Raw genomic sequence first — 23,534 nt, 5'->3', positions numbered from 1 at the left:
GCACCGTCTGCGGAGCGAGAAACTACCTACACCGTCGGCAACACCGAGAACGCTTCCCCTGCCCTGCGCAGGTTCAACTCATCGGCGCTGGCGGTCTCGCTCGTCACGCTGTCCACGCGGGAGGACGGCGGGCCGTGGCGGCATAGCGCGACCATGTCGGCGACGTGCTTCGGCGCGCCCGCGAACAGCGCCTCGACGCAGCCGTCGCGGCGATTGCGGACCCAGCCTTCGAGGCCGCTCGCAGTTGCCTGGTACTCGACCCAGGCCCGGTAGCCGACGCCCTGGACGCGGCCGCGGATCATCACCTGGAGGATCGCCCGGCTCATTTTTTCAGCCCGAGAAAGTCGGCACTGCGCGCCTTGACGTCGGCCTCGCGCATGACGCGGTTGGTCAGGTCCGATGATGCCAGACCTCTCAGCGCCTTCGGCGCCGTGCCCTCGCGCAGCGCTTTCTGGGTTTCATACACGGCTTGCGTCGCAGCGGCGATCGGCGCGTGGCCCTGAAGCGCGATACGCACGCTCTGGCTGGCGAGATAGTCGAGCGCGCTCAGCTCCTCCGGCGCGCCGCCGAGCACGATCGGCAGGCGCGTGGCGGCTGCGACGGCCTCGAGCTCCGCGCGCGACTTGATGCCGGTGAAGAACAGCGCATCGACCCCGGCAGCCTCATACGCCTGCGCACGGCGGATCGCGTCCTCGATCGAGGTGATCGAGGCAGCTCCGGTGCGGCCCATGATGACCAGCGAAGGATCGCTGCGGCCATCGAGCGCCGCCTTCATCTTGCCGACGCCTTCCTCGAGCGAGATCAGCTGCGTCTTCGCCTCACCGAAGGCGGCCGGCAGCAGCGTGTCCTCGATGGTGAGGCCTGCGGCGCCAGCGGTCTCCAGCTCCTGCACCGTGCGGCGCACGTTGAGCGCATTGCCATAGCCGTGATCGGCATCGACCAGCACCGGCAGCACTGCGGCGCGCGACATCCGCCGCATCTGCTCGGCAAGCTCGGTGAGCGTGATCAGCGTGACGTCAGGGTCGCCGAGCACCGCGAGCGAGGCGACCGAGCCGCCGAACATGCCGAGCGGAAAGCCGAGATCCTCGGCGATGCGGATCGAGATCGCATCGTAGACCGAGCCGGGATGGATGCAGGCCGAGCCCGACAGGATGAGGCGCAGTTTCTCGCGGCGGGAACGAAAGGCCATGTTGCTGTCTCGGTTAGGTCACGGAGCCGCAGCATACTCCGTCATTGCGAGCGAAGCGAAGCAATCCAGAAATGCATCCGCGGAAGCAGTCTGGATTGCTTCGTCGCTACGCTCCTCGCAATGACGGCGTTTGTGGCCCCACCGGGCCCACTCACACTTACGCAAACTCCATGATCAGCGCGTCCACCGCGAGCGTTGCGCCCGCGCTGGCGTGAACCTTCTTCACGGTGCCGTCCTGCTCGGCGCGCAGCACGTTCTGCATCTTCATGGCTTCGACCACCGCGAGCGTCTCGCCGGCCTTGACCTCCTGCCCCTCGGTCACCGCGATCGAGACCACGAGCCCGGGCATCGGGCACAGCAGCTTCTTGCCCGTGTCGGAGGCCGTCGTCACCGGCATCAGCCGCGCCGAGGTCGCTTCCGCTTCGGTCCAGACATAGACCGGGACCTCGACGCCTTGATGCGCGAGGCGGATGCCGTTCGGGATCGGCCGCGCCTGCACCGCAACGAAGTGGCCGTCGATGGTGCCCTGCCAGACCGGATCGCCCGGCTTCCACGGCGAGGCCAGCAGGTGCGAATTGCCGGCCTTGCCCTCGGCGTCGATGAAGCGCACCGCGATCGCCTCGCCTTCGCGTCCGACCTCGAGCTGGATCTCCTGGCGGTCGAGCCAGACCGCGCGGCGCCGCTCGCGCTGCACGACGCGGCCGCCCATCTGCCCCGAGATCTGGCGCTTGCGCTCACCCAGCACGTGATCGATGGCGGCGCCGACCGCGGCGATGCGCCGGGCGACCTCGCCTTCGGGCACGCGCACCGCAAAGCCCTTGGGGAATTCCTCGGCGATGAAGCCGGTCGAGAGCCGCCCCTCGCGCCAGCGCGGATGATGCATCAACGCCGACAGGAACGGGATGTTGTGCCTGATGCCGTCGACATAGAACGAATCCAGCGCGGTCGCCTGCGCCTCGATCGCGGCCGCGCGCGAGGGCGCATGCGTGACGAGTTTGGCGATCATCGGATCGTAATGGATCGAGATCTCGCCGCCCTCCTGCACGCCGGTGTCGTTGCGGATGGTGATGCCGTCCTTGCTGGCTTCCGACGGCGGACGATACTTCACGAGCCGCCCGATCGAGGGCAGAAAGTTGCGGAACGGGTCTTCGGCGTAGAGGCGCGATTCCACCGCCCAGCCCGTCAGCGTGACGTCCTTCTGCGCGATGCCGAGCTTCTCGCCGGCGGCAACGCGGATCATCTGCTCGACGAGGTCGATGCCGGTGACGAGCTCGGTGACGGGATGTTCGACCTGGAGACGTGTGTTCATCTCCAGGAAGTAGAAGCTCTTGTCCTGCCCCGCGACGAACTCGACGGTGCCGGCGGAGTCGTAATTCACGGCCTTGGCCAGCGCGACGGCCTGCTCGCCCATCTTGCGGCGCGTGGCCTCGTCGAGCAGCGGCGACGGCGCCTCCTCGATGACCTTCTGGTTGCGGCGCTGGATCGAGCATTCGCGCTCGCCGAGATAGATGACGTTGCCGTGCTTGTCGCCCAGCACCTGGATCTCGATGTGGCGGGGATCGACGATGAACTTTTCGACGAAGACGCGATCATCACCGAACGAGGCCTTGGCCTCGGCCTTGGCGAGGTTGAAACCTTCCGCAACCTCGGAGGTCGAATGCGCGATGCGCATGCCCTTGCCGCCGCCGCCGGCGGACGCCTTGATCATCACGGGATAGCCGATCTCGTCGGCGATCTTGACCGCGTGCCTGTCGTCCTCGATGACGCCGAGATAGCCGGGCACGGTCGAGACCTTGGCCTTGGCGGCCGCCTTCTTCGACTCGATCTTGTCGCCCATCGCCGCGATCGCGCCCGGGTTCGGGCCGATGAAGACGATGCCGGCGGCCTCCAGCGCGCGCGGAAACGCCTCTCGCTCGGACAGGAAGCCGTAACCGGGATGCACGGCCTCGGCGCCCGTCTTGCGGCAGGCCTCGACGATCTTCTCGATCAGCAGATAGCTCTCGGCTGCCGCCGGCGGGCCGATCAGCACGGCCTCGTCGGCCATCTCGACATGGAGGGCATCGCGGTCGGCTTCGGAATAGACGGCAACCGTCTCGATTCCCATCTTGCGGGCAGTCTTGATGACCCGGCAGGCGATTTCGCCGCGATTGGCGATCAGAATGCGTTTGAACATGCTTTTCTTGAGTCTCGACCTTGGGCGGGACCCTTCCCTGGCCGTTGGGGCCTATGGGGGACGGGCCGTGTGGCTCCCGTGGTACATCAAAATCGGCCGGAGGCAACGGTCTAAATCCGGGCCATCTGGCGTACCAGCGCAAGACCGAAACCGACCTGACGAGCCCTCGGACGACCTACGGCTTGCCGGGCCTCGACACGGACTTGGCGACGTCCCGGACCAGGCCATGAACAAAACCCAGCTTGCCGACCACCGCGGGCGACAGGATGAAGGGATAGAGGTCGCGCAGGCCCATGGCGCGGTTGACGCTGTTCATGGCGAAGGTGAAGGGCAGCCATGCGTTGACCAGCGCCTCGACGTCCCTCGCCTCGTAGGGGTTGAAGCGGATGCGCGCCGTCAACTCCCCGTCGCGATCGACCTTGGGGCGAACCTCCATGCCGAACTCGGCGGCCATCTCCAGGGTGTCGACGATGTGAAGATAATGCGCCCAGGTCTCGGCGAAATCTTCCCAGGGGTGCATCGTGGCATAGGCCGAGACGTAGTTCTGCTGCCAGTCCGGCGGCGCGCCTTCGGCATAGTGACGCTGCAGGGCCTGGCCGTAATCGGTGGAATCGTCACCGAATACCGCGCGGCATTCCTCGAGCTTGCCGCCGCCCTGCACCAGCACATCCCAGAAATAGTGCCCGACCTCGTGCCGGAAATGCCCGAGCAGCGTACGATAGGGTTCGCCCATCTCGAGCCTGCGCCGCTCGCGCTCGATGTCGTCGGTCTCGGTGAGCGCAATCGTGATCAGGCCGTTGTCGTGGCCGGTCATGACCTTCTCTGCGCTGTTCGGATCGTCGGCGAGGAAATTGAAGATCAGACCATGCTCGGGATCGTCTTGCCGGGCCTGGAGCGGCAGCTTCCAGCGGATCAGGGAATAGAACAGACGGTGTTTCGCCACCTCCAGCTCGCGCCAGCCGGCAAGCTGGGCAGGGTCGGACAAATCCGGCACGATGCCGTTGTGGCGGCAGGCGCGGCAATAGCCGTTGCCCTCGCCCGTATCCGTCAGCCAGTTGCAGGCATCGTACTCGGCATTCCGGCACAGCATCCGGCTTTCGCCCTTGTCGGCCAGGATCCGCCAGGCCTCTCCGTCGGGCTCGATCGCCGACATCGTCTCCTTCTCCGGCAGGAAGGCGACCCGATGGCCGCAGCGTTCGCAGGCACGGTTCTCGAAATAGAGAACGTTGCCGCAGGCCTGGCAGACAAAGAGCTTCAAGATTTATCCTCTTCGGAAAGGGAGCCTTATCAAAGACATTCGCGACGCCTCGCGAAGACGCGTCCGCCGGCCGATCGTTCCAGTCTCCGGAACAAATTGCCAGACCCGGCGTTTCGTTTATGTGCACCGCCATCCGTTTAATCGCGCCTTTCCCAGCCTAATTCCTCTAAACAATGGCCATCACGCTCCGTCTGTGTGAATATCGGTCCGGCACGTGCGCTCCCGCATGACAACGGCCGATGCCTTGAACGATCCCTTGCCCGAGACCATCGCCGCCGAAAGGCTGCGTCAACACCTCGAAGACGTCGCGCGCGAGCGCGACAACGCCTATCGCGCGCTCCAGGAGCGCGAGGCCGAGCTGGCGCGTATCCAGCGCATCGGCAAGGTCGGCGGCGTCGAGGTCGATTTTCGCCAAGGCTTCAAGAACCGCCGCTCGCCCGAATACCTCATGATCCATGGCCTGCCGCCGGAGGCTGCGGAGGAATCGCACGAGGATTGGGTCAATCGCATCCATCCCGACGACCGCGACGCCACCGTCAAGCACTTCATCGATGCACTCGCCGGTACGAGCGAAGACTACAGCGCCGAGTACCGCATCGTCCGCCCCAATGACGGCGAAACCCGCTGGATCCGGGTCGTCGCCAAGATCGAGCGCGACAAGGAGGGCCGCGCCATCCGCCTCGTCGGCGCCCATATCGACATGACCGACCAGGCGCTCGCGCGCGAGACGCTGCGCGAGAGCGAGGAGCGCTTCCGGCTGATCGCCGACAGCGCGCCCGTGCCGATCTGGGTGACCAAGCTCGATCGCAAGCGCTCCTTCGCCAACCAGGCCTATGTCGACTTCGTCGGCCTGCCCTACGATCAGGCCATCGACTTCGACTGGCGCAAGGTGCTGCACCCCGACGACCTGCCGCATGTGCTGCAGCAATCGGTCCAGGGTGAAGCGTCGCTCAAGCCCTTCGTGCTGGAAGCGCGTTACAAGAACGCCGGCGGCGAATGGCGCTGGCTGCGCTCGGAATCGCAGCCGCGCTGGGATCCGACCGGCAAGCATATCGGGTTCATCGGCGTCGCCCACGACATCACCGTCGCCAAGCAGGCCGAGATCGAGCTGCGGCAGCTCAACGAGACGCTGGAAGAGCGCATCGCCGAGCGCACCGCCCAGCTCGAATCCAACGAGGCGCGGCTGCGCGCGATCCTGGAGACCAGCAACCAGTATCAAGGCCTGGTCAATCTCAGGGGCGAGCTGCTTTACGCCAACAACACCGCACTCGATGGCATCGGGGCGAACTCGTCGGATGTTATCGGAAAGCCGTTGTGGGAGACGCCCTGGTTCAGCGCAACGGAGGGCATGAGCGCGCTGGTGCGCGAGGCCTTCCACACCGTGCTCAAGGGCGAAGCCGTGCGGCTGGAGATGCGCCTGCGCCTTCCCATCGGCGAGCGCGATTTCGACTTCGGCATGCGCCCCGTGCTCGACCGTCACGGCAACATCACCGGCGCCGTGCCCGAGGCCGTCGACATCACCGAGCGCCGCCGCGGCGAGGAAGCACTGCGGCAGTCGCAGAAGATGGAGGCGATCGGCCAGCTCACCGGCGGCGTCGCCCACGACTTCAACAATCTCCTCACCATCATCCGCTCGGCTACCGATTTCCTGCGCCGCCGCGAGTTGCCGGAAGAGCGCCGCCGCCGCTATGTCGATGCCATCTCCGAGACCGTCGAGCGTGCCTCCAAATTGACCGCCCAGCTTCTGGCGTTCGCGCGCCGGCAGCCGCTGAAGCCGCAGATCTTCAACGTCGGCAGCCAGGTCGAGGGCGTCGCGCAGCTGGTCCGGCCGCTGGTCGGCGGCCGCATCGACATCGCGGTGGAGATTCACGATGCCGACTGCTTTACCGTCGCCGACATCGCCCAGTTCGAGGCCGCGCTGATCAACCTCGCCATCAACGCCCGAGATGCCATGAACGGCGAAGGCCGCCTCATCATCGCCGTGCGCAAGGTCTCCGGGATTCCCAGCCTGCGCGCGCAATCGGCGCGCGGCGGCGACTACGTCGCCATCTCCGTCACCGACACCGGCAGCGGCATCGCGCCGGAACATCTCGACTCGATCTTCGAGCCGTTTTTCACCACCAAGGAGGTCGGCAAGGGCACCGGCCTCGGCCTCAGCCAGGCTTTTGGTTTCGCCAAGCAGTCCGAGGGTGACGTCGCGGTGACGAGCACCCAGGGCAAGGGCGCGACCTTCACCATCTATCTGCCGCAGGCACAAAGCCCCGCGACCGACAAGGAAGCCGCGGCACTGACCCATGAGGCCGCGGCCACCGGGCGCGGCTATCGCGTGCTCGTGGTCGAGGACGACGACGAAGTCGGCCGCTTCTCGACCGAGCTTCTGGAAGATCTCGGCTACGTCGTTCGCCGCGTCGCCAACGCCAACGCCGCGCTGGCGATCCTCGGCGAGAACGAATTTGCCGTCGACCTCGTGTTCTCCGACGTCATCATGCCCGGCATGAACGGCGTCGAGCTCGCCGGCATCATCCGCGAGCGCTATCCGGGCCTGCCCGTGGTGCTCACCTCCGGCTACAGCAACGTGCTCGCAGAAAACGCCCATCGCGGTTTCGAATTGATCCAGAAGCCGTATTCGGTGGAATCGCTCTCACGCATCCTGCGCAAGGCGATCACGGAGAAGCTGTCGGTGGCAAGGTGACGTGAGCCGAGATTTGAGGCTGGCGGATCGATCCGGGGCACGGTAGTCAGGAGCGGTTTTCCGGAGATCAACTTGCCGACCGTGCCGTCTGACGCCATCTGGGCCTGGAGCATCATCGTCGTCGCGACAGCAGGCGTCATCATCCGTCCCTTTCGCCTGCCCGAGGCGGTCTGGGCCGTGATCGGCGCGAGCGCCCTGGTGCTATCAGGCTTGCTGCCGTGGCAAGACGCGCTTGCCGGCATCGAAAAAGGCCTCGACGTCTACCTCTTCCTGATCGGCATGATGCTGATCGCCGAGCTCGCACGCCTCGAAGGCCTGTTCGACTATCTCGCCGCGCTCGCGGTCGAATACGCGGCCGGCTCGCCGCAGCGGCTGTTCCTGCTGATCTATCTCGTCGGCACGCTCGTGACGGTGCTGCTCTCCAACGATGCCACCGCGATCGTGCTGACGCCCGCCGTCTATGCCGCGACGCGCGCAGCCGGCGCCAAGCCACTGCCCTATCTCTTCGTCTGCGCCTTCATCGCGAATGCCGCGAGCTTCGTGCTGCCGATCTCCAATCCCGCCAATCTCGTCGTCTTCGGCGCACGCATGCCGCACCTGACGGAATGGCTGCGCCTGTTCGCCCTGCCCTCGGCGGCCTCCATCCTGCTGACCTACATCGTGCTGCGCCTGACCCAGCACCGGGCCCTGAAGGAGGAGACGATTGCGCGCCGCGTGCCGCATCCAAAACTCGGCCGCGGCGGCAAGCTGACAGCGATCGGCATCGTCGCGATCGGCGCCGTGCTGGTCACGGCGTCGGCGCTGGACAAGCAACTGGGCCTGCCGACCTTCATCTGCGGCGGCGTGACGGCCGCCATCGTGCTGCTGCTCAGTCGGCAATCGCCATTGCCCGTGCTGCGCGGCGTGTCCTGGAGCGTGCTGCCGCTGGTCGGCGGGCTCTTCGTCATGGTGGAGGCGCTGATCAAGACCGGAGTGATCGCGCAGCTCAGCGCGTTGCTGCACCAGGCGGTGGCTCAATCGGTCCCGAAGGCGGCCTGGAGCGTCGGCATTGCAACCGCGCTCGCCGACAACATCGCCAACAACCTGCCGGTCGGCCTCGTCGCCGGCTCGGTCGCCGCCAGCGATCATTTGCCCGCCCCGGTCGTCAGCGCCATCCTGATCGGCGTCGACCTCGGCCCCAATTTGTCGGTGACGGGCTCGCTCGCCACCATCCTCTGGCTGGTCGCGCTCCGGCGGGAGAAGATCGAGGTCGGCGCCTGGCCCTTCCTGAAGCTCGGCCTGCTGGTGACGCCGCCCGCCCTGATCGCCGCACTGGCGGCGGCAATCAGGTAACGCAGGCTCCGGCCTTCGAAATTAAGTGCAAGCTATTTGCGGTGCGTCAATGCCGGCAGCCACGCTGCGGCTAGAATCCGATGTCGCGCAGTCACGCGGCAAGGAAGGTTCATCATGCAGATCCAATCGAAGGCGTTGCCGCAGAGCTCTTTTCTGCGTCGTGCGATTCGGAACCTCTTCGCAGCGGGCGAGAGCAGCGCCGAGACGGCTCATCCCCTGCTGGTCGTCTCCGCAGTGGCGTTGTTCACACTGTTCGTCATCGTGGAGGTCGACCTCCACTCCGCCCAGCTTCAGGCCCTCGGCCTGCTCGGCCATGGGATGGGAATCGATCCGGTCTTCTTGAGCCCGTAGTCGCCGGCCGCAGCGTTCCGAAGTCAGTCCCGATCGCGGCGACGACGCCGCGACCGGGAAGCGCATCGTCAGTCGTTCTCGTAGCCGTAGACTTCCGGCAGGATGAAGATCGCGGCGAGCAATCCGATCAGCGGGAAGATCGCGACCATCAGCGTGGCATTCGCCTGCCCGATCGCGGCGAACACCGTCGGGAACAGGAAGATCGCCAGGAACGACGGCAGCTTCACGAACATGTAGGCGAAGCCGCTGGCGGTGCCGCGATATTTCGGCTTGGCGACCATGGTCGGGATCGTCATGCAGTTCGACGCGTCCCAATAATGGCCCCACAGCATCGCGGCGGCCGCGAACGGCAGCAGGATCTTGTTGTCGGTGTAGAGCGCGAAGGCGGCGACCAGCAGCGAGGCGAACACGATCGAGAAGCCGGCGATCGCGATGCCGCGGTGGCCGATCTTCGGCGTCAGCAGCGGCCCGACCCAGCCGGACAGAGCGGCGAAGGAGAACAGCGCCATCGTCACCAGGTTGATGCCGAGCACGCTCGACACGCCGACCATCACGAACAGCACCGGCAAATAGAACGCGAAGGTCGAGAACTCGCTCGCCTGGGTGAAGCAGGCGATCCAGCCGTAGACCGTGGCGCGCCAGCGGATCGGATCCTTCTTGAGGTCGGCGAGGAACGCACGCGTGCTGGTCTTCGGAACAACCACATCCCGATCCGGCAGCATGTCGAGATTGTCGTTGAACATCTCGCGCGCGACCCGCTTGGCCTCGCGATAGCGCCCCTTCTGCACCAGCCACACCGCCGTCTCCGGCACGTCGTGGCGCATGAGAAGGATGATCAGCGCCGGCACCGCGCCGAGGCCGAGCGTCACGCGCCACAGCATCTCGTGCTGCATGTCGATCAAGAGAAAGATCACGATGACGCCGATGGTCAGGACCTCGCCGACCGCGAACATGAATTGCCAGCGATTGCCCATGACCTCGCGCTCGCCCTTGGCCATGGATTCCATGATGTAGGTGTAGCCGGTCGAGATGTCCGAGCCGAGCGGGATGCCAAGCAGGAATCGGATCACGATGAGCCAAGTGACGTCAGGCACGAAGGCCTGCGCCAGCGCCAGCACGATGAACATCACCATCGTCACCAGGAACATGACGCGGCGGCCGATCTTGTCGGACAGCCAGCCGCCCAGCAGCGCGCCGATCAGGGCACCGCCCTGCGTGCCCGCCGCGGCAAGGCCCAGCATCAGCGCCGTGGGATTGTACTGCTCCTTGATGAAGATCAGCACGAAGGCGATCGAATAGAGGTCCCAGGCTTCGACCAGGATCGAGGCCATCATCAGCCAGCCGACCTTGTTGCCCTTGGGACTGTAGTTCGTGATGAGGTAGCGGACCGCGGCTTCGCTCGCGGTCGGTTGTGGCATCGCCATCGTTGTCATGCTTGGTCCTCTTTTCAAAACTCGCTACGTGCCGAGCAGCGGCTCGATGCTGCAATCGAGCAGGCGCGGATCGATCCCCGCTTCCATGCCCGTGAATATCTCGCCCATGTAGTCGATCAGTGCATCGCTCGCCTTCACTGCGTCATCGACGCGGCGGGAGGCCACCGCGGCGAGAATGGCGAGATGACAATCGATCGTGCCCGACAGATCGGCCTGCCCCGGCATGAAGCGGTGGTGGATGTAGCCGATGCGCCGGTACAGCGTGTGCAGCGGCCGCAGCGTGTGCACCAGGAACGGCTCGCCGGCGGCTTCCAGCACCAGCGCGTCGATGCGGCGGTCGATGCTGTTGAATTCGTCGAGAGTGAGGCTGGCGCGGCGCTCGCGCAGGAGACGTTCGATGTGCAGCGCCTGATTGCGATGCGAAAGGCTGGCGCGATCGGCCGCAAGGCGGATCACGAAACGCTCCATGTCGCGGCGCAAGGCCAGCAGCATGCGTTCGCGCGCAAGATCGATCGGGGCAATGTGCAGGCCGTGGCGCGGACGGATGATGATGAGCGTATCGGCGGAGAGACGATTGACGGCATGGTGCACCGGCGTGCGCCCGAAGCCGGTGATCTGCTGCAATTCCAGCATGGTCATGAACTGACCGGGCTTGAGCTCGCAATGAACGAGGAGTTCCTCGATCCTCTGATAGGCCAGCTCGAAGAAGTTGAGGCGGTTGCGCCGGGAGGGCCTTCCCTCGCCGTCATCGTCGCTTCTCACCACTTCGAGCGCGCGCTTGCGCCGTGCCATGTTGTCCTCCCTGCCACCCTGCTCGCGCTGCCGAGCGGCGGCTTATTTGTGATATCCTTAAAACATGTTGTGATATATTACAAGCGGGCGTATGACTGCCTGCCGAGATCGCCGCTTTTGACCGGCATAGACACGAAGAACAAGACGGGCGCGAGGCGCCTTATCATGGGAGGACTGTTGCAGTGAAGATCACTTCGATCGAGACCCTGCGCACCGAGGAATTCTCCAACGTCATCTGGGTGCGAATCCACACCGACACCGGCGTGATCGGGCTCGGCGAGACCTTCTACGGCGCGGGCGCGGTCGAGGCGCAGATCCACGACACTTTTGCCGGCCGCCTGCTCGGCCGCAATCCTCTGCACATCGAGGCGATCCACCGCGACATGCTGAACCTGCCGATGGCGCAGTCCTCCACCGGCGTCGAGTATCGCGCGGCATCCGCGATCGACATCGCGCTGTGGGACCTGTTCGGCAAAGTCTGCAATCAGCCGGTGCACCAGATGCTCGGCGGCCTCTGCCGCGACAAGCAGCGCATCTACAACACCTGCGCCGGCACGCAATATGTCCGCTCGACCAATATCAGCCCGGTCTCCAACTGGAATCTCGGCGCCTCCAAGAGCCCCTATGAAGATCTCGACGGCTTCATGAACCGCGCCGATGCGCTGGCCGAAAGCCTGCTTGAAAGCGGCATCTCCGCGATGAAGATCTGGCCGTTCGATCCGGCGGCGCAGGAGAACAAGGGCCTCTACATCACCGCCGCGCAGATGAAGCAGGCGATCGAGCCGTTCGAGAAGATCCGCAAGGCCGTCGGCGACAAGATGGAGATCATGGTCGAGCTCCACTCGCTGTGGAACCTGCCGACCGCCAAGCAGATCGCGCGCGCGCTCGAGCCGTACAAGCCGACCTGGTACGAGGACCCGATCCGGATGAACTCGCCGCAGGCGCTGGCCGAATACGCGCGCTCAACCGACGTCTGGGTCTGCGCCAGCGAGACGCTGGGCTCGCGCTTCCCCTACAAGGACATGCTCGACCGCGACGCCATGCATGTGGTGATGGCGGATCTATGCTGGACCGGCGGCCTCACCGAGGGCCGCAAGATCGCGGCGATGGCCGAGACCTATCACCGGCCCTTCGCGCCGCACGATTGCATCGGCCCGATCGGCTTCATCGCCGCCATCCACATGTCGTTCAGCCAGCCCAACACGCTGATCCAGGAATCGGTGCGCGCCTTCTACAAAGGCTGGTACAATGAGCTCGTCACCACGATGCCCGTGATCAAGGACGGTTTTGTCTATCCGATGGAAGGCCCCGGTCTCGGCGTCGACCTCCTGCCCGCCGTCTTCGAGCGCACCGATCTCACCGTGCGCCGCTCCAACGTCTGAGGAATTCTTGAGATGAGCACCTCCCTCTTCGATCTCTCCGGCCGCACCGCGCTCGTGACCGGCTCCTCCCGCGGCCTCGGCCGCGCCATCGCCGAGGGCATGGCCAAGGCCGGCGCGAAGATCATCGTCAACGGCGTCGATCCCAAGCGAGTCGAGCAGGCCGTCGCCGAGTTTCGCGCCGCCGGGCATCAGGCCGAAGGCGCGGCCTTCAACGTCACCGACGAGCCAGCGATCGTCGCGGCGTTCAACGACTTCGACAAGAAGAACATCGCCGTCGACATCGTCGTCAACAATGCCGGCATCCAGCACCGCAAGCCGCTGGTGGAGTTCACCACCGACGAATGGCGCAAGGTGATCGAGACCAACCTGACCAGCGCCTTCGTGATCGGCCGCGAGGCGGCCAAGCGCATGATCCCGCGCAAGCACGGCAAGATCATCAATATCGGCTCGCTCGGCAGCGAGCTCGCCCGCCCCACCATCGCGCCCTACACCGCGGCCAAGGGTGGCATCAAGAACCTTACCCGCTCGATGGCGGTGGAATGGGCCCAGCACGGCATCCAGGCCAACGCGATCGGACCCGGCTACATGCTGACCGACATGAACGAGGCGCTGGTCAACAACACCGATTTCAACAACTGGCTGATGAGCCGCATCCCCTCCAAGCGCTGGGGCAAGCCGGACGAGCTGGTGGGCGCGGCGATCTTCCTCGCGTCCGACGCCTCGACCTATGTCAACGGCCAGATCATCTATGTCGATGGCGGCATGATCGCCGCGATGTGATCGCGAAGACAACGAAGGAGCAAGCCATGCGCGCCGTCGTCATCCACGCCCCGAAAGATCTGCGGATCGACACCTACCCGGATCCGGCGCCCGGCCCGGGCGAGGTTCGCGTCAAGATCGCCAATGGCGGCATCTGCGGCTCTGATTTGCACTACTACCATCACGGCGGTTTCGGCGTCGTCCGCATCCAGCAGCCGATGGCACTGGGGCATGAGATCGCCGGCGTGGTCGCCGCCGTTGGCGACGGCGTCACCAGCGTGAAAGCAGGCACGCGCGTTGCGGTCAATCCGAGCAAGCCGTGCGGCCAGTGCCCGCATTGCCAGGAGGGCATGCGCAACCAGTGCCTCGACATGCGTTTCCTCGGCAGCGCGATGCGCTTTCCTCATGTTCAGGGCGGCTTTCGCGAGTTCATCACGGTCGATGCCACGCAGGCGGTGCCGATCGCGGACAAGCTGTCGCTGGCGGAAGCCGCGGTCGCCGAACCGCTGGCGGTGTGCCTGCATGCCGGCAAGCAGGCCGGCCCCCTGCTCGGCAAGCGCGTGCTGATCACGGGCTGCGGCCCAATCGGGGCGCTGATGATCCTGGTGTCGCGCTTCGGCGGCGCGGCGGAGATCGTGGTGACCGACGTGGCCGAGGCGCCGCTCGCAGTCGCGAGAAAACTCGGCGCGACGCACGCCATCAATGTCGCAGCCAATGCCAGCGCGCTCGATCCCTGGCGCGCCGGCAAGGGCGTGTTCGACACGCTGTTCGAAGCCTCCGGCAATCAGGCGGCGCTGCGCACCGCGCTCGACGTGCTGAGGCCCGGCGCGACGCTGGTGCAACTCGGCCTCGGCGGCGAGATGACGCTGCCGATCAATTCCATCGTCGCCAAGGAATTGCAGCTCCGCGGCACCTTCCGCTTCGATCCCGAATTCGAGCTCGCTGTGCGCCTGATGGGCGAAGGCCTGATCGACGTGAAGCCGCTGATCACGGCCACCATGCCGTTCGAGAACGCGGTCGCCGCCTTCGAGCTGGCCAGCGACCGCTCGCAGTCGATGAAGGTGCAGCTTACCTTTTAGCGGCGCCCTCGGCCTGCTGGCTCTCGATCAGCCGGTCGCTGATCAGCCGCACGGCGCCCCGTTTCCACGAATAGTCTGCGCCGAGGCGCAGGCCGCTGTCGCCGCGCGCCAGCACCGCGCCGGTGCGGGCATCACGCAGCTGGAAGCCGAGCGTGTATTCGGTGCGGCTGACCCGCCGCACCACGCCGATCAGCGATTGATCCGCGCCGAGCTCCTTCGCAATCGCGACCTCGCAGCCACCGCAGTCGCGTAACGCGCGCGCCTTCGCCGCCTCGCCGCTCGCGCTGCCGACGTCGACGATGCGGTAGCGGCCGGACTGGCCGAGCACGTCACGCACGCCGCCGGTGGTCTCGGCGAGGTACGATACGTCTGAACCGGCCAAGGTGCTTCCTGGTGCGGCCGTCACGTCCTCGAGCTCGAAATCGAACACGGCGAGCGCGACCGGCGCAGGCGTACCGAGCGCCGCTATGACCTCGCGGGCGAGGAACGCCTCGGCACGGTCCCAGGCCTCGTCATTGTCGCCGCGGAACGTGTAGAGCTTCTCGAACAGGACCTTCTTGGCCGCGGTATCGATCACGGCGACCCGCGCCCATTGCACCAGCGTGCTCGTCTTCTGGACGCCGCCGACGACCTTGAATTTTGCATCGGCTTGCCCGGCGGGCATGAGCTGATAGCGCTTGTCCGCCCCGACATCCCGCCGCAGCGCGGCCATGAACCCGCTCAGCCGCTTCTCGTGGGCGGCGGTCTGATCTACCGGCTCGCCGGACGTATCCAGGTACTGGAAATCCTCGATCGACACACCGGCCGGTGCTGCGGCGGCCGCCTCGGTGCCCGCGCCGGCAGGCCGGACACCCACGAGGACAGCAAGGAGAAAAGCCGGGAGGATCAACCGGGAGAGGTACATGAGCGTGGCCTCGCAGATGGAGCGATCAGCAAATCTCGGGGGCAGCCCGACGCCCTGCAACGGGGCCCGTCCCGGCGAGCGCCGGGAAAATTTCACGTCGTTGCACTGCGGTAACGCGCAGCGCTTTGCGCGGCTGGCGTTCTGCCGTTTAATGCGGAGCCGACAAGCCCGTTCGCACTAGGTGCTGCCCGATGTGGAACCGCCCGAGATTCGATCTCAAGGTCCGTCTGACGTTGCGCGTGGCCGCCATAACGGCCGCCTGCTTCGCCGCAATCTCCGCCTATTTCCTGATCGCGGCCGACCGCGCGGTGCACGCGCGCATCGACGGCATCGCCGCGATCGTGGCGAAGTCGCTCGAGCTGCAACAGGGCAAGATCCAGTGGGTGGCCGGCCCGCGCGACTTTCCGAACCTCGATCCCGTCGCGGCCTATGTGATGACGCCCGGCCTGTGTCTGGCTTTCCGTGGCCCGAGCGGCGAGATGCTGCAGCGATTCTGCAGCGGCGCGCCTGCCCCGGCGAGCCCGTCGCCGCAAATCTTCGCGGCCTTCTATCGCAGCCTGTTCGACCCCGGCCGCGAAGCGGCACGGCCTGTGATCGTGCGCGGCGCCAAGCTCGGCGAGACCGTGGTCTCGGTCGATCCGGCCGTGCAGACGGCGGAGGCCTGGCACGAGGCCGGCCGCCTGATGATTGCGCTTGCGATCGCGCTGCCGCTGCTGTGCTTGCTGGTCTACGCCGCGCTGGCGCGCGCGCTGCGCCCGACCCGCCTGATCCGCACCGGCCTCGAGCGGATCGCCGCCAACGACCTCTCGGCGCGACTGCCGCCGTTCGATCTGGCCGAACTCTCCGCGATCCGCGACGGCTTCAATCATCTCGCCGAAAGCCTCGACAATGCGCTCGCCGAGCGCAGCGAGCTGACGCGCAAGCTGATCGCGCTCCAGGACGACGAGCGCCGCCATCTCGCGCGCGAGCTGCATGACGAGTTCGGCCAGTCGCTAGCCGCCATCCGCGCGCTCGCCTCCTCCGCCCGCCAGACCGCCGCGCAGGACTGCCCCGCTTTGCTCGGCGAATGCGACGGTATCGCGCGGACCGCGACCAGCATGATGGAGACGCTGCGCGGTGCGCTGTTCCGGCTGCGCCCGCCCGACGTCGAGGAGCTCGGGCTGGTGGCGAGCCTGGAAGGCCTCGTCGCGGGCTGGAACGGACGCAGCCGCGGCGAGACGCGCTTTTCGATCCATTTCGACGGCGCGTTCGAGACCCTGCCCGCCGCGATCAGCGCCAACCTCTACCGCATCGTGCAGGAGGCGCTCACCAACGCCGCCAAGCACGCCGGCGCCACCAAGGTGGACCTGCATTTGACGATGACGGCAGACGAGATCGCGCTTGCCATCGACGACGATGGCCGGCCGAGCGATGCGTCGGTCAAATCCGGCATGGGCCTGCTCGGCATGCGCGAGCGCGTTGCGGCTTTGCGCGGCCGGATGAGCTTCGAAGTCGGTGCCAACGGCGGCTCGGCCCTGCGCGTCGTCATTCCGCTCACCGCCGCCGAGCGGCAGGCGCTGGAGCATGCGGCATGAGCGCGGCCGATGCCTCCATCCTGCTGGTCGACGACCATTCCGTCGTCCGCGAGGGCTATCGCTCCGTGCTCCAGAAGCAGCCGGGCCTTCGCGTCATCGCCGAGGCGGCCGACGGCGCGGAGGCCTACCGGCTGTACAAATCCGAGGCGCCCGACCTCGTCATCATGGATCTGAGCATGCCCGGCATCGGCGGCATCGAAGCGGTCAGGCGGATCAGGCAATGGGACAAGGGCGCCAGGATCCTCATCTTCACCATGCATCAGAATGCGGGCTTCGCCGTGCAGGCGATCCGCGCCGGCGCCAGGGGTTACGTCACCAAGACCAGCCCGCCGGAAACGCTGGTGCGGGCCGTGATGGACGTGCTCGCCGGCAAGATCGCCATCAGCCCCGACATCGACCACGAGCTGGCGCTGAGCCGGCTCGGCGGCGAAAGCTCGGCCGCCGACGTCCTCACCGCGCGCGAGTTCGAGGTGATGCGGCTGCTGCTCGCGGAGCGGACGACGGAGGAGATCGCAGAAACGCTGCATGTCAGCCCGAAGACGGTGGCGAACCTGCATTCCCTGATCAAGGACAAGCTCGGCGTCGGCTCCGACATCGAACTGGTCCGCCTGGCCTTGCGCCAGGGACTGTTGACCGAGCCCGATCTCGGCGAGGCCTGATCGTTCAGGCCAGATACCGCGCCAGATAGCCTTCCATCGCATAGAGCGCGCAGAGTGCCAGGCTCGACCACACCGCGGCGCTGAAATACAGGAACATCCAGGTCAGCTCGCCCTTCCAATGCGCGATGTCGTGGGTCACCACCCAGCGCGTCGAGACGTCATGCAGGCCTTCGAGGAAGCCCAGGAACCTGCCGCCCTCGGCGTGCCCGGCCCGCCAGCGGCTGAGATACATCGGTACGTCGACGGTGACGAGGAAGGCGAGGAAGCAGGCGATGCCGACGATGCCTGACATCAGCGCCCAGCGCACCACGCCCTGGAATTCCGGCATCAGGCGGCACAGCGCGATGCCGGCGAGGAAGAAGGTCACCGCCCACAACGAGTTCTCGATCGCGTTGTAGAGGAAGTTGGTCGTCACCACAGCGTACCAGGAGAAGCACTCCGCGATGATGATGATCGGCACGATGACGAGCGCGATGTTCACCGCGGTCTCGGCGCCCGTCATCTTGCCGAGCTGATGCAGGATGATGGCCCATTGCGCGACGAAGCAGAGCTCGGCCACGGTCGCGACCGTTCGGCCAACGACGACGCTCGATAGCCAGGTGTCGAACAGGCAGATGCGCTGCACGTCGGCCCGCGGCAGGAACGAGCGGAACGCGCAGCCGAACACATAGCCGGCGCACAGCAGCAACATCAGCCCGATGTCCGAGCCGCCACTGAGGCTACCCGCAGGCGTCGGGTAGAATTCGCGGTAGAGCATGAACCACACCAGGATATTGGCGCCGCTCACGAGCGTGAGGGATCCCCACCACCACGCGAGGGGATTTGACCGCGCCTGCCACTGCAACATGAACCGCTCCGCAAATTATCGATCTGACATGTCGTCGTAATAATCCTGTCACAACACGACATGCAATCACGACAAAAATCTGTGTGTGCGGCCCGGTCCGGCGCGTCCTTCAACGAAAACGTCGACGCGATATCAGTGTCCACATATCGGACAATTTCGCCGATTTTGTCGAATTTATTGGACAGAAGCGATTTGACCGTCTGATATTCGGGGATGGCCCCGAGAGATTCATCCAAACCGCGACATCCGCTCTCCTCCGCCGCCGCAGTGCTGGCCGAGAGTGTCGATGACGCCGCCTTCGCGACGACACTGGCAAAGGGACTCGTCGTGCTCGAGGCGTTCAAGGCCGGGAGCACGCTGCTGGGTAACATGGAGCTGTCGGCGCTGACGGGCATCCCGCGGCCGACGGTGGCGCGGTTGACGCACACGCTCGCCGAGCTCGGCTACCTCCGCTACGACGCCGAGCGCGCCAAGTACCGCGTCGCTGCGCGGGCACTGCGGATCGCGCATCCTCTGCTTGCCGGGATGCAATTCCGCCAGATGGCGCGGCCCATGATGCAGGAGCTGGCGCTCAGCGTCCGCGGCACGGTCTCGATCGGCCTGCTCGATGCGACGTCGATGATCTATGTCGAGACCGCGCGCTCCGGCGATGTCGGACCGCACGCGCCGGACATCGGCATGCCGATTCCCGTGGTGATGACCGCCATGGGACGCGCCGCGGCGGCGACCTTGCCGCCGGCCGATGCAGACCGGCTCGAGCGGAACATCGGTGCTGAAGACCCCGAGCTGTGGTCGGCCTTTCGCGACAGATACCGGGCCGGGATCGCGCAATGCAAAAGCCGGGGCTTCTGCACCTGCTGGGGCGAGTACATGGCCTCCATCCATGCCGTCGCCGCGCCGCTGTTTCACGCCAGCGAATCGAGGCAGTCGTTCTCGATCAATTGCGGCATCCCCGCCTTCCGGCTCCAGCCGGGCCAGCTGGAAGGCGAGATCGGCCCGCGCATCGCGGCGCTTGCCGACAGCATCCGCGCCATCGTCGGGCAGACCGAGCTCGCGCCGCCGCGCAAGACCAAGAAAATCACAAGCGCCGGAAAATGACATGGCTGGACCGCTCGGGGGACTGAAGGTTCTCGACATCGCGACGATCATTGCAGCGCCGTTCTCCGCCACGCTGCTGGCCGACTACGGCGCCGAGGTGCTCAAGATCGAGATGCCCGGACACGGTGACGGCGTAAGGTCGTTTCCGCCGTTCAAGGACGGCAAGCCGCTGTGGTGGAAGGCCGCCAATCGCAACAAGAAGTTTGCCACGCTCGATCTGCGCACTGGGGAAGGACTTGCGCTGTTCAAGCAGCTGCTTCCGCGCTTCGACGTGCTGATCGAGAATTTTCGCCCGGGTACGCTCGATCGATGGGGCTTGCCTAAGGAGGTGCTGTGGTCGATCCAGCCGCGCCTCGTGATCCTGCGCGCCACCGCCTTCGGGCAGGATGGACCCTATCGCGAGCGACCCGGCTTTGCCCGCATCTTCGAGGCCATGGGCGGGCTCACCTACATCACGGGCGAGAGCGACGGCGAACCGACCCATCCGGGATACCCGATCGGGGATTCGATCGGCGGGCTGTTCGGCGCCGTCGGCGTGCTCGCGGCGCTGTGGAAACGGGCGCGCGACCGCGATGCGCCCGGCGAAGAAATCGATCTTTCGCTGACTGAGGCAACCTTCCGCCTGCTCGACGTCCTCGCCATCGAGCACGATCAGCTCGGCACCGTTCGCAGCCGGATCGGCAATGCCAACGGCTATTCGGCGCCGGCCGCCGTGTTTCGTACCAGCGACGATCATTGGGTGACGCTGGCAGGTTCGACCAACGCCCTGTTTGCGGCGAACTGCCGGGCGATCGAACGCCCCGATCTCATCGACGATCCGCGCTTCGCCAGCAACGACCGGCGCGTCAGGCACGCCGCCGAGCTCAACGACATCTTTGCCGGCTGGTGTGCCGCCCATCCCCTCGACGAGGTCCTCGCGAAATTCAATGCCGCACAGGGAACGCTCGCCCCGATCTATTCGATCGACCAGATCGCCGACGACCCGCAAGTGAAGGCGCGCGAGGTGATCACCCGCGTTGTCGACAAGGATTTCGGCACGGTCGCCATGACCAATGTCGTTCCGCGCTTCACCAATGATCCCGCGCGATTGCGTCACGCCGCCGGCGACGTCGGCGAGGACAATGACGAGGTGTTTCGAAATTGGCTCGGCCTTTCGGACCAGGAGATCGAAAGGCTCACCGCGCGAAAGGTGATCTGAAATTAACAAGAAGACCAACAATAAAAAGGGAGGAAGAAAACAGTGACATCATTCAAGGTCACACGCCGAACCCTGCTGGGCACGCTCGCGGGCGGCCTCGCCGCCGGCTCGGGCCTGACGGCACAGGCCGAGGATGCATGGCCCTCGCGCATGGTGCGGCTGATCTCGCCCTACGGGCCCGGTGGCTCCAACGACATCTCGTTGCGCCTGCTGGCCGAAGAGTTCGGCCGCAGCCTGCATCAGCAGTTCATCGTCGAGAACAAGCCCGGTGCCGGCACCCGCATCGCCAATGACATGGTCGCCCATGCCCCGGGCGACGGCTACACCCTTCTCTATGTCGCGGCCCCCTACGCGACCGCCGAGGCGCTGTTCGGCAAGCTAACCTATGACCGCAAGGATCTGCAGCCGGTGGCGATGGTCGTGGTCGCGCCGCTCTTCCTCATCATCAGCGCCGACGCGCCGTTTAAGACGCTCCCCGAGCTGATCGCCTACGGCAAGTCGAAACCGGATGGGCTGACCTTCGCGTCTCCCGGCGCCGGCTCGCAGCCGCACCTCGCCGGAGAGCTCCTGTTTCGCGACGCCGGCGTCAAGGGCCTGAACATTCCGTTCCGGGGCGATGCCGCCTCCTACACCGAGCTGCTCGCCGGCCGCGTCGATGCTACGCTGACAGCGCTGCCGACCGCCCTGCCCTACATCCAGAGCGGCAAGTTCATCGTGCTCGGCGTCGCCTCGCCCGAGCGCAGCGCGCTCTACCCGCAGGCACTGACACTGCGCGAGCAGGGCTTTCCCAACGTCGCAGCCGCAGGCTGGTACGGCTTCATGGCGCCCGCCACGACGCCGCGCGCGATCGTCGACATGTTTCAGGCCGAAGTTCTGCGCGCGCTCGCCGAACCCGGGATCAAGGACAAGCTGACCGCTCAGGGCCTCGAAGTGCGCGCCGGCACTGCGGCCGAGTTCGGCCAGTTCATCGACGCCGAGACCCAGAAATGGACCAAGCTGATCCGCGACGCCGGTCTCAAGGGCGAATAGCAATCGGGAAGGACCGGACATGACAAGCACACTGCTCAAACACATCGCGGCCTCCGCACTGCTTCTCGCGCTATCGAGCGCGGCAGTGCAGGCGCAGAAGAAATACGATTCCGGCGCGTCCGACACGGCGATCAGGGTCGGCCAGACCGTGCCGCTCAGCGGCCCGGCCTCGGCCTATGCCGTGATCGGCAAGACCCAGGCCGCCTATATGAGGATGATCAACGACCAGGGCGGCGTGAACGGCCGCAAGGTCGAGTTGATCCAGTATGACGATGCCTATTCGCCGCCGAAAACCGTGGAGCAGACCCGCAGGCTGGTCGAAAGCGACGAGGTGCTGCTGACGTTCCAGATCATCGGCACCGCGCCGAACGTCGCCGTGCAGAAATATCTCAACGCCAAGAAAATCCCTCAGCTGTTTGCCGCGACCGGCGCTGCGCGCTTCACCGATCCCAAGAACTTTCCCTGGACCATGGGATTCAACCCCTCCTACCTGGTCGAAGGCCGCATCTACGCGCAATATTTGCTGAAGAACCACCCGAACGCGAAGATCGGCGTGCTCTACCAGAACGACGACCTCGGCAAGGATTATCTCGCCGGCCTCAAAGCCGGCCTCGGCGACCAGGCGAAGATGATCGTGGCCGAGACATCCTACGAGATCACCGAGCCGACGATCGACTCGCAGATCCTGCGGCTGAAGGATGCCGGCGCCGACGTGCTGTTCAGCGCCACGACGCCGAAACAGGCGGCGCAGGCGATCAAGAAGGTCGCCGAGATCGGTTGGAAGCCGCTGCACATCATCGACATCAACGCCTCCTCGCTCAGCGCCGTGCTGAAGCCGGCGGGTCTGGATAATTCCAAGGGCGTCGTCAGCGTCGGTTACGTCAAGGATGCCGCCGATCCCGAATGGAAGGACGATCCCGGCATGAAGCGCTACCTCGCCTTCATGGCAAAATACTATCCCGACGGCGACAAGGATTCGAACCTGAACGTCTATGGGTACATCACGGCCCAGCTGCTGGTTCAGGTGCTGAAGCAATGCGGCGACGACCTCACTCGCGACAACGTGATGCGGCAGGCCGCCAGTCTCAAGAACGTCGAGCTCGACCTGACGCTGCCGGGGATCTCGGTCACGACCACGCCGACCGACTATCGCGTCAACAAGCAGTTCCAGATGGTGCAGTTCGACGGCCAGCGCTGGCAGAAGCTCGGCGACATCGTGACGGACGAAGCGAAGGAGTGAGGCGGCGAGAAGCGTAATGCCGTTGCGGCGCTCATTGCCCTCCAGCAAGGCGGCTGCCGCTGCGGATGACATCGTCGCGTTGGCCGACATGGCGCTGATATTCGGAGATCGCGCGGTTGGCCATCCGGATCCGGTTCGTCTGCCCCTCCTCGACCATCATGGTGATGCGCTGTGCCAGGAACACGCAGGCCTCGAACTCGTCGCCGATGGCGCCCGTCCGCGTGAGAAAGTTCCAGGCGATCTCATAGGCCTGCTCGGCGGCGGGGTTGCGGTAGTCGCTGAAGATAATGTGCGTCATCACCGGCAAAGCCGCAGGCGGGCGATCGTTCCTGTGGTCCCTTCCTACCTCCCCCTTATCACGGGCTGCATGAGTCCCCGATGGATGTCCGGTCTCTGGAACGAAATGCACTTGCGCTGGCAGACACGTTCCGACGCTGGGTCGTAGGCCTCCAGTTCGATGCACCCGGAACGTCGTGCGCAGGAACGGTTGCTGTCGCGCGTGATTGGTCCGTCATGTGCAACAGGAGACGCAACATGCGTAAGAC

General features: G+C 65.6%; 21 protein-coding genes. 12 read left to right on the top strand and 9 right to left on the bottom strand.

Annotated elements, in window-relative coordinates; genetic code table 11:
- Window positions 1-26 precede the first annotated feature (26 nt).
- From CV770_RS09845 to CV770_RS09830, 4 genes are all read right to left on the bottom strand, one after another.
- Entirely contained in the window at window positions 27-326 is a 300-nt protein-coding gene (locus tag CV770_RS09845; RefSeq protein WP_018320639.1) for an acylphosphatase, read from the bottom strand.
- Window positions 323-1,189, bottom strand: a complete 867-nt coding sequence (locus tag CV770_RS09840) for an isocitrate lyase/PEP mutase family protein (protein WP_104462177.1) — start codon at window positions 1,187-1,189, stop codon at window positions 323-325. Before CV770_RS09840 ends, CV770_RS09845 begins: the two co-directional genes overlap by 4 nt.
- Window positions 1,190-1,346: 157 nt before the next feature.
- Window positions 1,347-3,362: an acetyl-CoA carboxylase biotin carboxylase subunit gene (locus CV770_RS09835; protein WP_104462176.1), complete on the bottom strand. Its 2,016-nt coding sequence runs from the start codon at window positions 3,360-3,362 to the stop codon at window positions 1,347-1,349.
- Between the two features lie 175 nt (window positions 3,363-3,537).
- Entirely contained in the window at window positions 3,538-4,620 is a 1,083-nt protein-coding gene (locus CV770_RS09830; protein WP_091957165.1) for a zinc-binding metallopeptidase family protein, read from the bottom strand.
- 214 nt (window positions 4,621-4,834) lie between these two features.
- On the opposite strand from CV770_RS09830, the gene CV770_RS09825 reads away from it, so the two are divergent.
- The 3 genes from CV770_RS09825 (at window position 4,835) to CV770_RS09815 (ending at window position 8,995) form a co-directional block, all read left to right on the top strand.
- Window positions 4,835-7,312: a hybrid sensor histidine kinase/response regulator gene (locus CV770_RS09825; protein WP_104462175.1), complete on the top strand. Its 2,478-nt coding sequence runs from the start codon at window positions 4,835-4,837 to the stop codon at window positions 7,310-7,312.
- An 81-nt stretch (window positions 7,313-7,393) separates the two neighbouring features.
- On the top strand, window positions 7,394-8,644 hold the full coding sequence (locus CV770_RS09820) for an arsenic transporter (RefSeq protein ID WP_104462237.1): 1,251 nt from the start codon (window positions 7,394-7,396) through the stop codon (window positions 8,642-8,644).
- Window positions 8,645-8,758: 114 nt separating this feature from the next.
- Window positions 8,759-8,995, top strand: coding sequence for a hypothetical protein (locus CV770_RS09815; RefSeq protein WP_104462174.1), 237 nt, complete (start codon window positions 8,759-8,761; stop codon window positions 8,993-8,995).
- 68 nt (window positions 8,996-9,063) lie between these two features.
- Here the strand turns inward: CV770_RS09815 and CV770_RS09810 are convergent, their stop codons facing one another.
- Entirely contained in the window at window positions 9,064-10,428 is a 1,365-nt protein-coding gene (locus CV770_RS09810) for an MFS transporter (protein WP_091957171.1), read from the bottom strand.
- 24 nt (window positions 10,429-10,452) lie between these two features.
- The gene (locus CV770_RS09805; protein ID WP_018320647.1) at window positions 10,453-11,220 is read right to left on the bottom strand and encodes a GntR family transcriptional regulator; all 768 of its coding nucleotides are present in this window, start codon (window positions 11,218-11,220) and stop codon (window positions 10,453-10,455) included.
- 182 nt (window positions 11,221-11,402) lie between these two features.
- Between CV770_RS09805 and CV770_RS09800 the strand changes: the two genes are divergently transcribed.
- From CV770_RS09800 to CV770_RS09790, 3 genes are read left to right on the top strand one after another with little or no spacing between them, the layout of a single operon-like run.
- On the top strand, window positions 11,403-12,602 hold the full coding sequence (locus tag CV770_RS09800; RefSeq protein ID WP_104462173.1) for a mandelate racemase/muconate lactonizing enzyme family protein: 1,200 nt from the start codon (window positions 11,403-11,405) through the stop codon (window positions 12,600-12,602).
- A 12-nt stretch (window positions 12,603-12,614) separates the two neighbouring features.
- Window positions 12,615-13,382, top strand: coding sequence for a glucose 1-dehydrogenase (locus CV770_RS09795; RefSeq protein ID WP_104462172.1), 768 nt, complete (start codon window positions 12,615-12,617; stop codon window positions 13,380-13,382).
- A 26-nt stretch (window positions 13,383-13,408) separates the two neighbouring features.
- Window positions 13,409-14,440, top strand: coding sequence for an L-idonate 5-dehydrogenase (locus tag CV770_RS09790; protein ID WP_104462236.1), 1,032 nt, complete (start codon window positions 13,409-13,411; stop codon window positions 14,438-14,440).
- Here the strand turns inward: CV770_RS09790 and CV770_RS09785 are convergent.
- The gene (locus CV770_RS09785; protein ID WP_201759782.1) at window positions 14,430-15,344 is read right to left on the bottom strand and encodes a DUF3280 domain-containing protein; all 915 of its coding nucleotides are present in this window, start codon (window positions 15,342-15,344) and stop codon (window positions 14,430-14,432) included. The genes CV770_RS09790 and CV770_RS09785 overlap by 11 nt on opposite strands.
- A 191-nt stretch (window positions 15,345-15,535) precedes the next feature.
- Between CV770_RS09785 and CV770_RS09780 the strand changes: the two genes are divergently transcribed.
- The gene (locus CV770_RS09780; RefSeq protein WP_104462170.1) at window positions 15,536-16,918 is read left to right on the top strand and encodes a sensor histidine kinase; all 1,383 of its coding nucleotides are present in this window, start codon (window positions 15,536-15,538) and stop codon (window positions 16,916-16,918) included.
- Window positions 16,915-17,577 carry a response regulator gene (locus CV770_RS09775; protein ID WP_028140919.1) on the top strand — a complete coding sequence of 221 codons (663 nt, stop codon included), beginning with the start codon at window positions 16,915-16,917 and terminating at the stop codon, window positions 17,575-17,577. The genes CV770_RS09780 and CV770_RS09775 overlap by 4 nt, the downstream gene beginning before the upstream one ends.
- Before the next feature lie 4 nt (window positions 17,578-17,581).
- Here CV770_RS09775 and CV770_RS09770 read toward each other — a convergent pair whose 3' ends face one another.
- On the bottom strand, window positions 17,582-18,424 hold the full coding sequence (locus CV770_RS09770; RefSeq protein ID WP_091957185.1) for a hypothetical protein: 843 nt from the start codon (window positions 18,422-18,424) through the stop codon (window positions 17,582-17,584).
- 213 nt (window positions 18,425-18,637) lie between these two features.
- Here CV770_RS09770 and CV770_RS09765 point away from each other — a divergent pair, with 213 nt between their 5' ends.
- From CV770_RS09765 to CV770_RS09750, 4 genes are read left to right on the top strand one after another with little or no spacing between them, the layout of a single operon-like run.
- The gene (locus CV770_RS09765; RefSeq protein WP_104462169.1) at window positions 18,638-19,522 is read left to right on the top strand and encodes an IclR family transcriptional regulator; all 885 of its coding nucleotides are present in this window, start codon (window positions 18,638-18,640) and stop codon (window positions 19,520-19,522) included.
- Window position 19,523: 1 nt separating this feature from the next.
- Window positions 19,524-20,720 carry a CaiB/BaiF CoA transferase family protein gene (locus tag CV770_RS09760; protein WP_104462168.1) on the top strand — a complete coding sequence of 399 codons (1,197 nt, stop codon included), beginning with the start codon at window positions 19,524-19,526 and terminating at the stop codon, window positions 20,718-20,720.
- Window positions 20,721-20,762: 42 nt separating this feature from the next.
- Window positions 20,763-21,749 carry a Bug family tripartite tricarboxylate transporter substrate binding protein gene (locus tag CV770_RS09755; protein ID WP_104462167.1) on the top strand — a complete coding sequence of 329 codons (987 nt, stop codon included), beginning with the start codon at window positions 20,763-20,765 and terminating at the stop codon, window positions 21,747-21,749.
- Between the two features lie 19 nt (window positions 21,750-21,768).
- A complete protein-coding gene (locus CV770_RS09750; protein WP_104462166.1) occupies window positions 21,769-22,989 on the top strand; it encodes an ABC transporter substrate-binding protein in 1,221 nt (406 codons plus the stop codon).
- Window positions 22,990-23,020: 31 nt separating this feature from the next.
- Here CV770_RS09750 and CV770_RS09745 read toward each other — a convergent pair whose 3' ends face one another.
- On the bottom strand, window positions 23,021-23,287 hold the full coding sequence (locus CV770_RS09745) for a hypothetical protein (RefSeq protein ID WP_091957198.1): 267 nt from the start codon (window positions 23,285-23,287) through the stop codon (window positions 23,021-23,023).
- Window positions 23,288-23,534: the final 247 nt, after the last annotated feature.

The organism is Bradyrhizobium sp. AC87j1, from assembly GCF_002936975.1.
GTDB classification, from domain to species: domain Bacteria; phylum Pseudomonadota; class Alphaproteobacteria; order Rhizobiales; family Xanthobacteraceae; genus Bradyrhizobium; species Bradyrhizobium shewense.
Note: the sequence above shows the minus strand (reverse complement) of the source record. Positions and strands in the feature narration are given on the sequence as shown.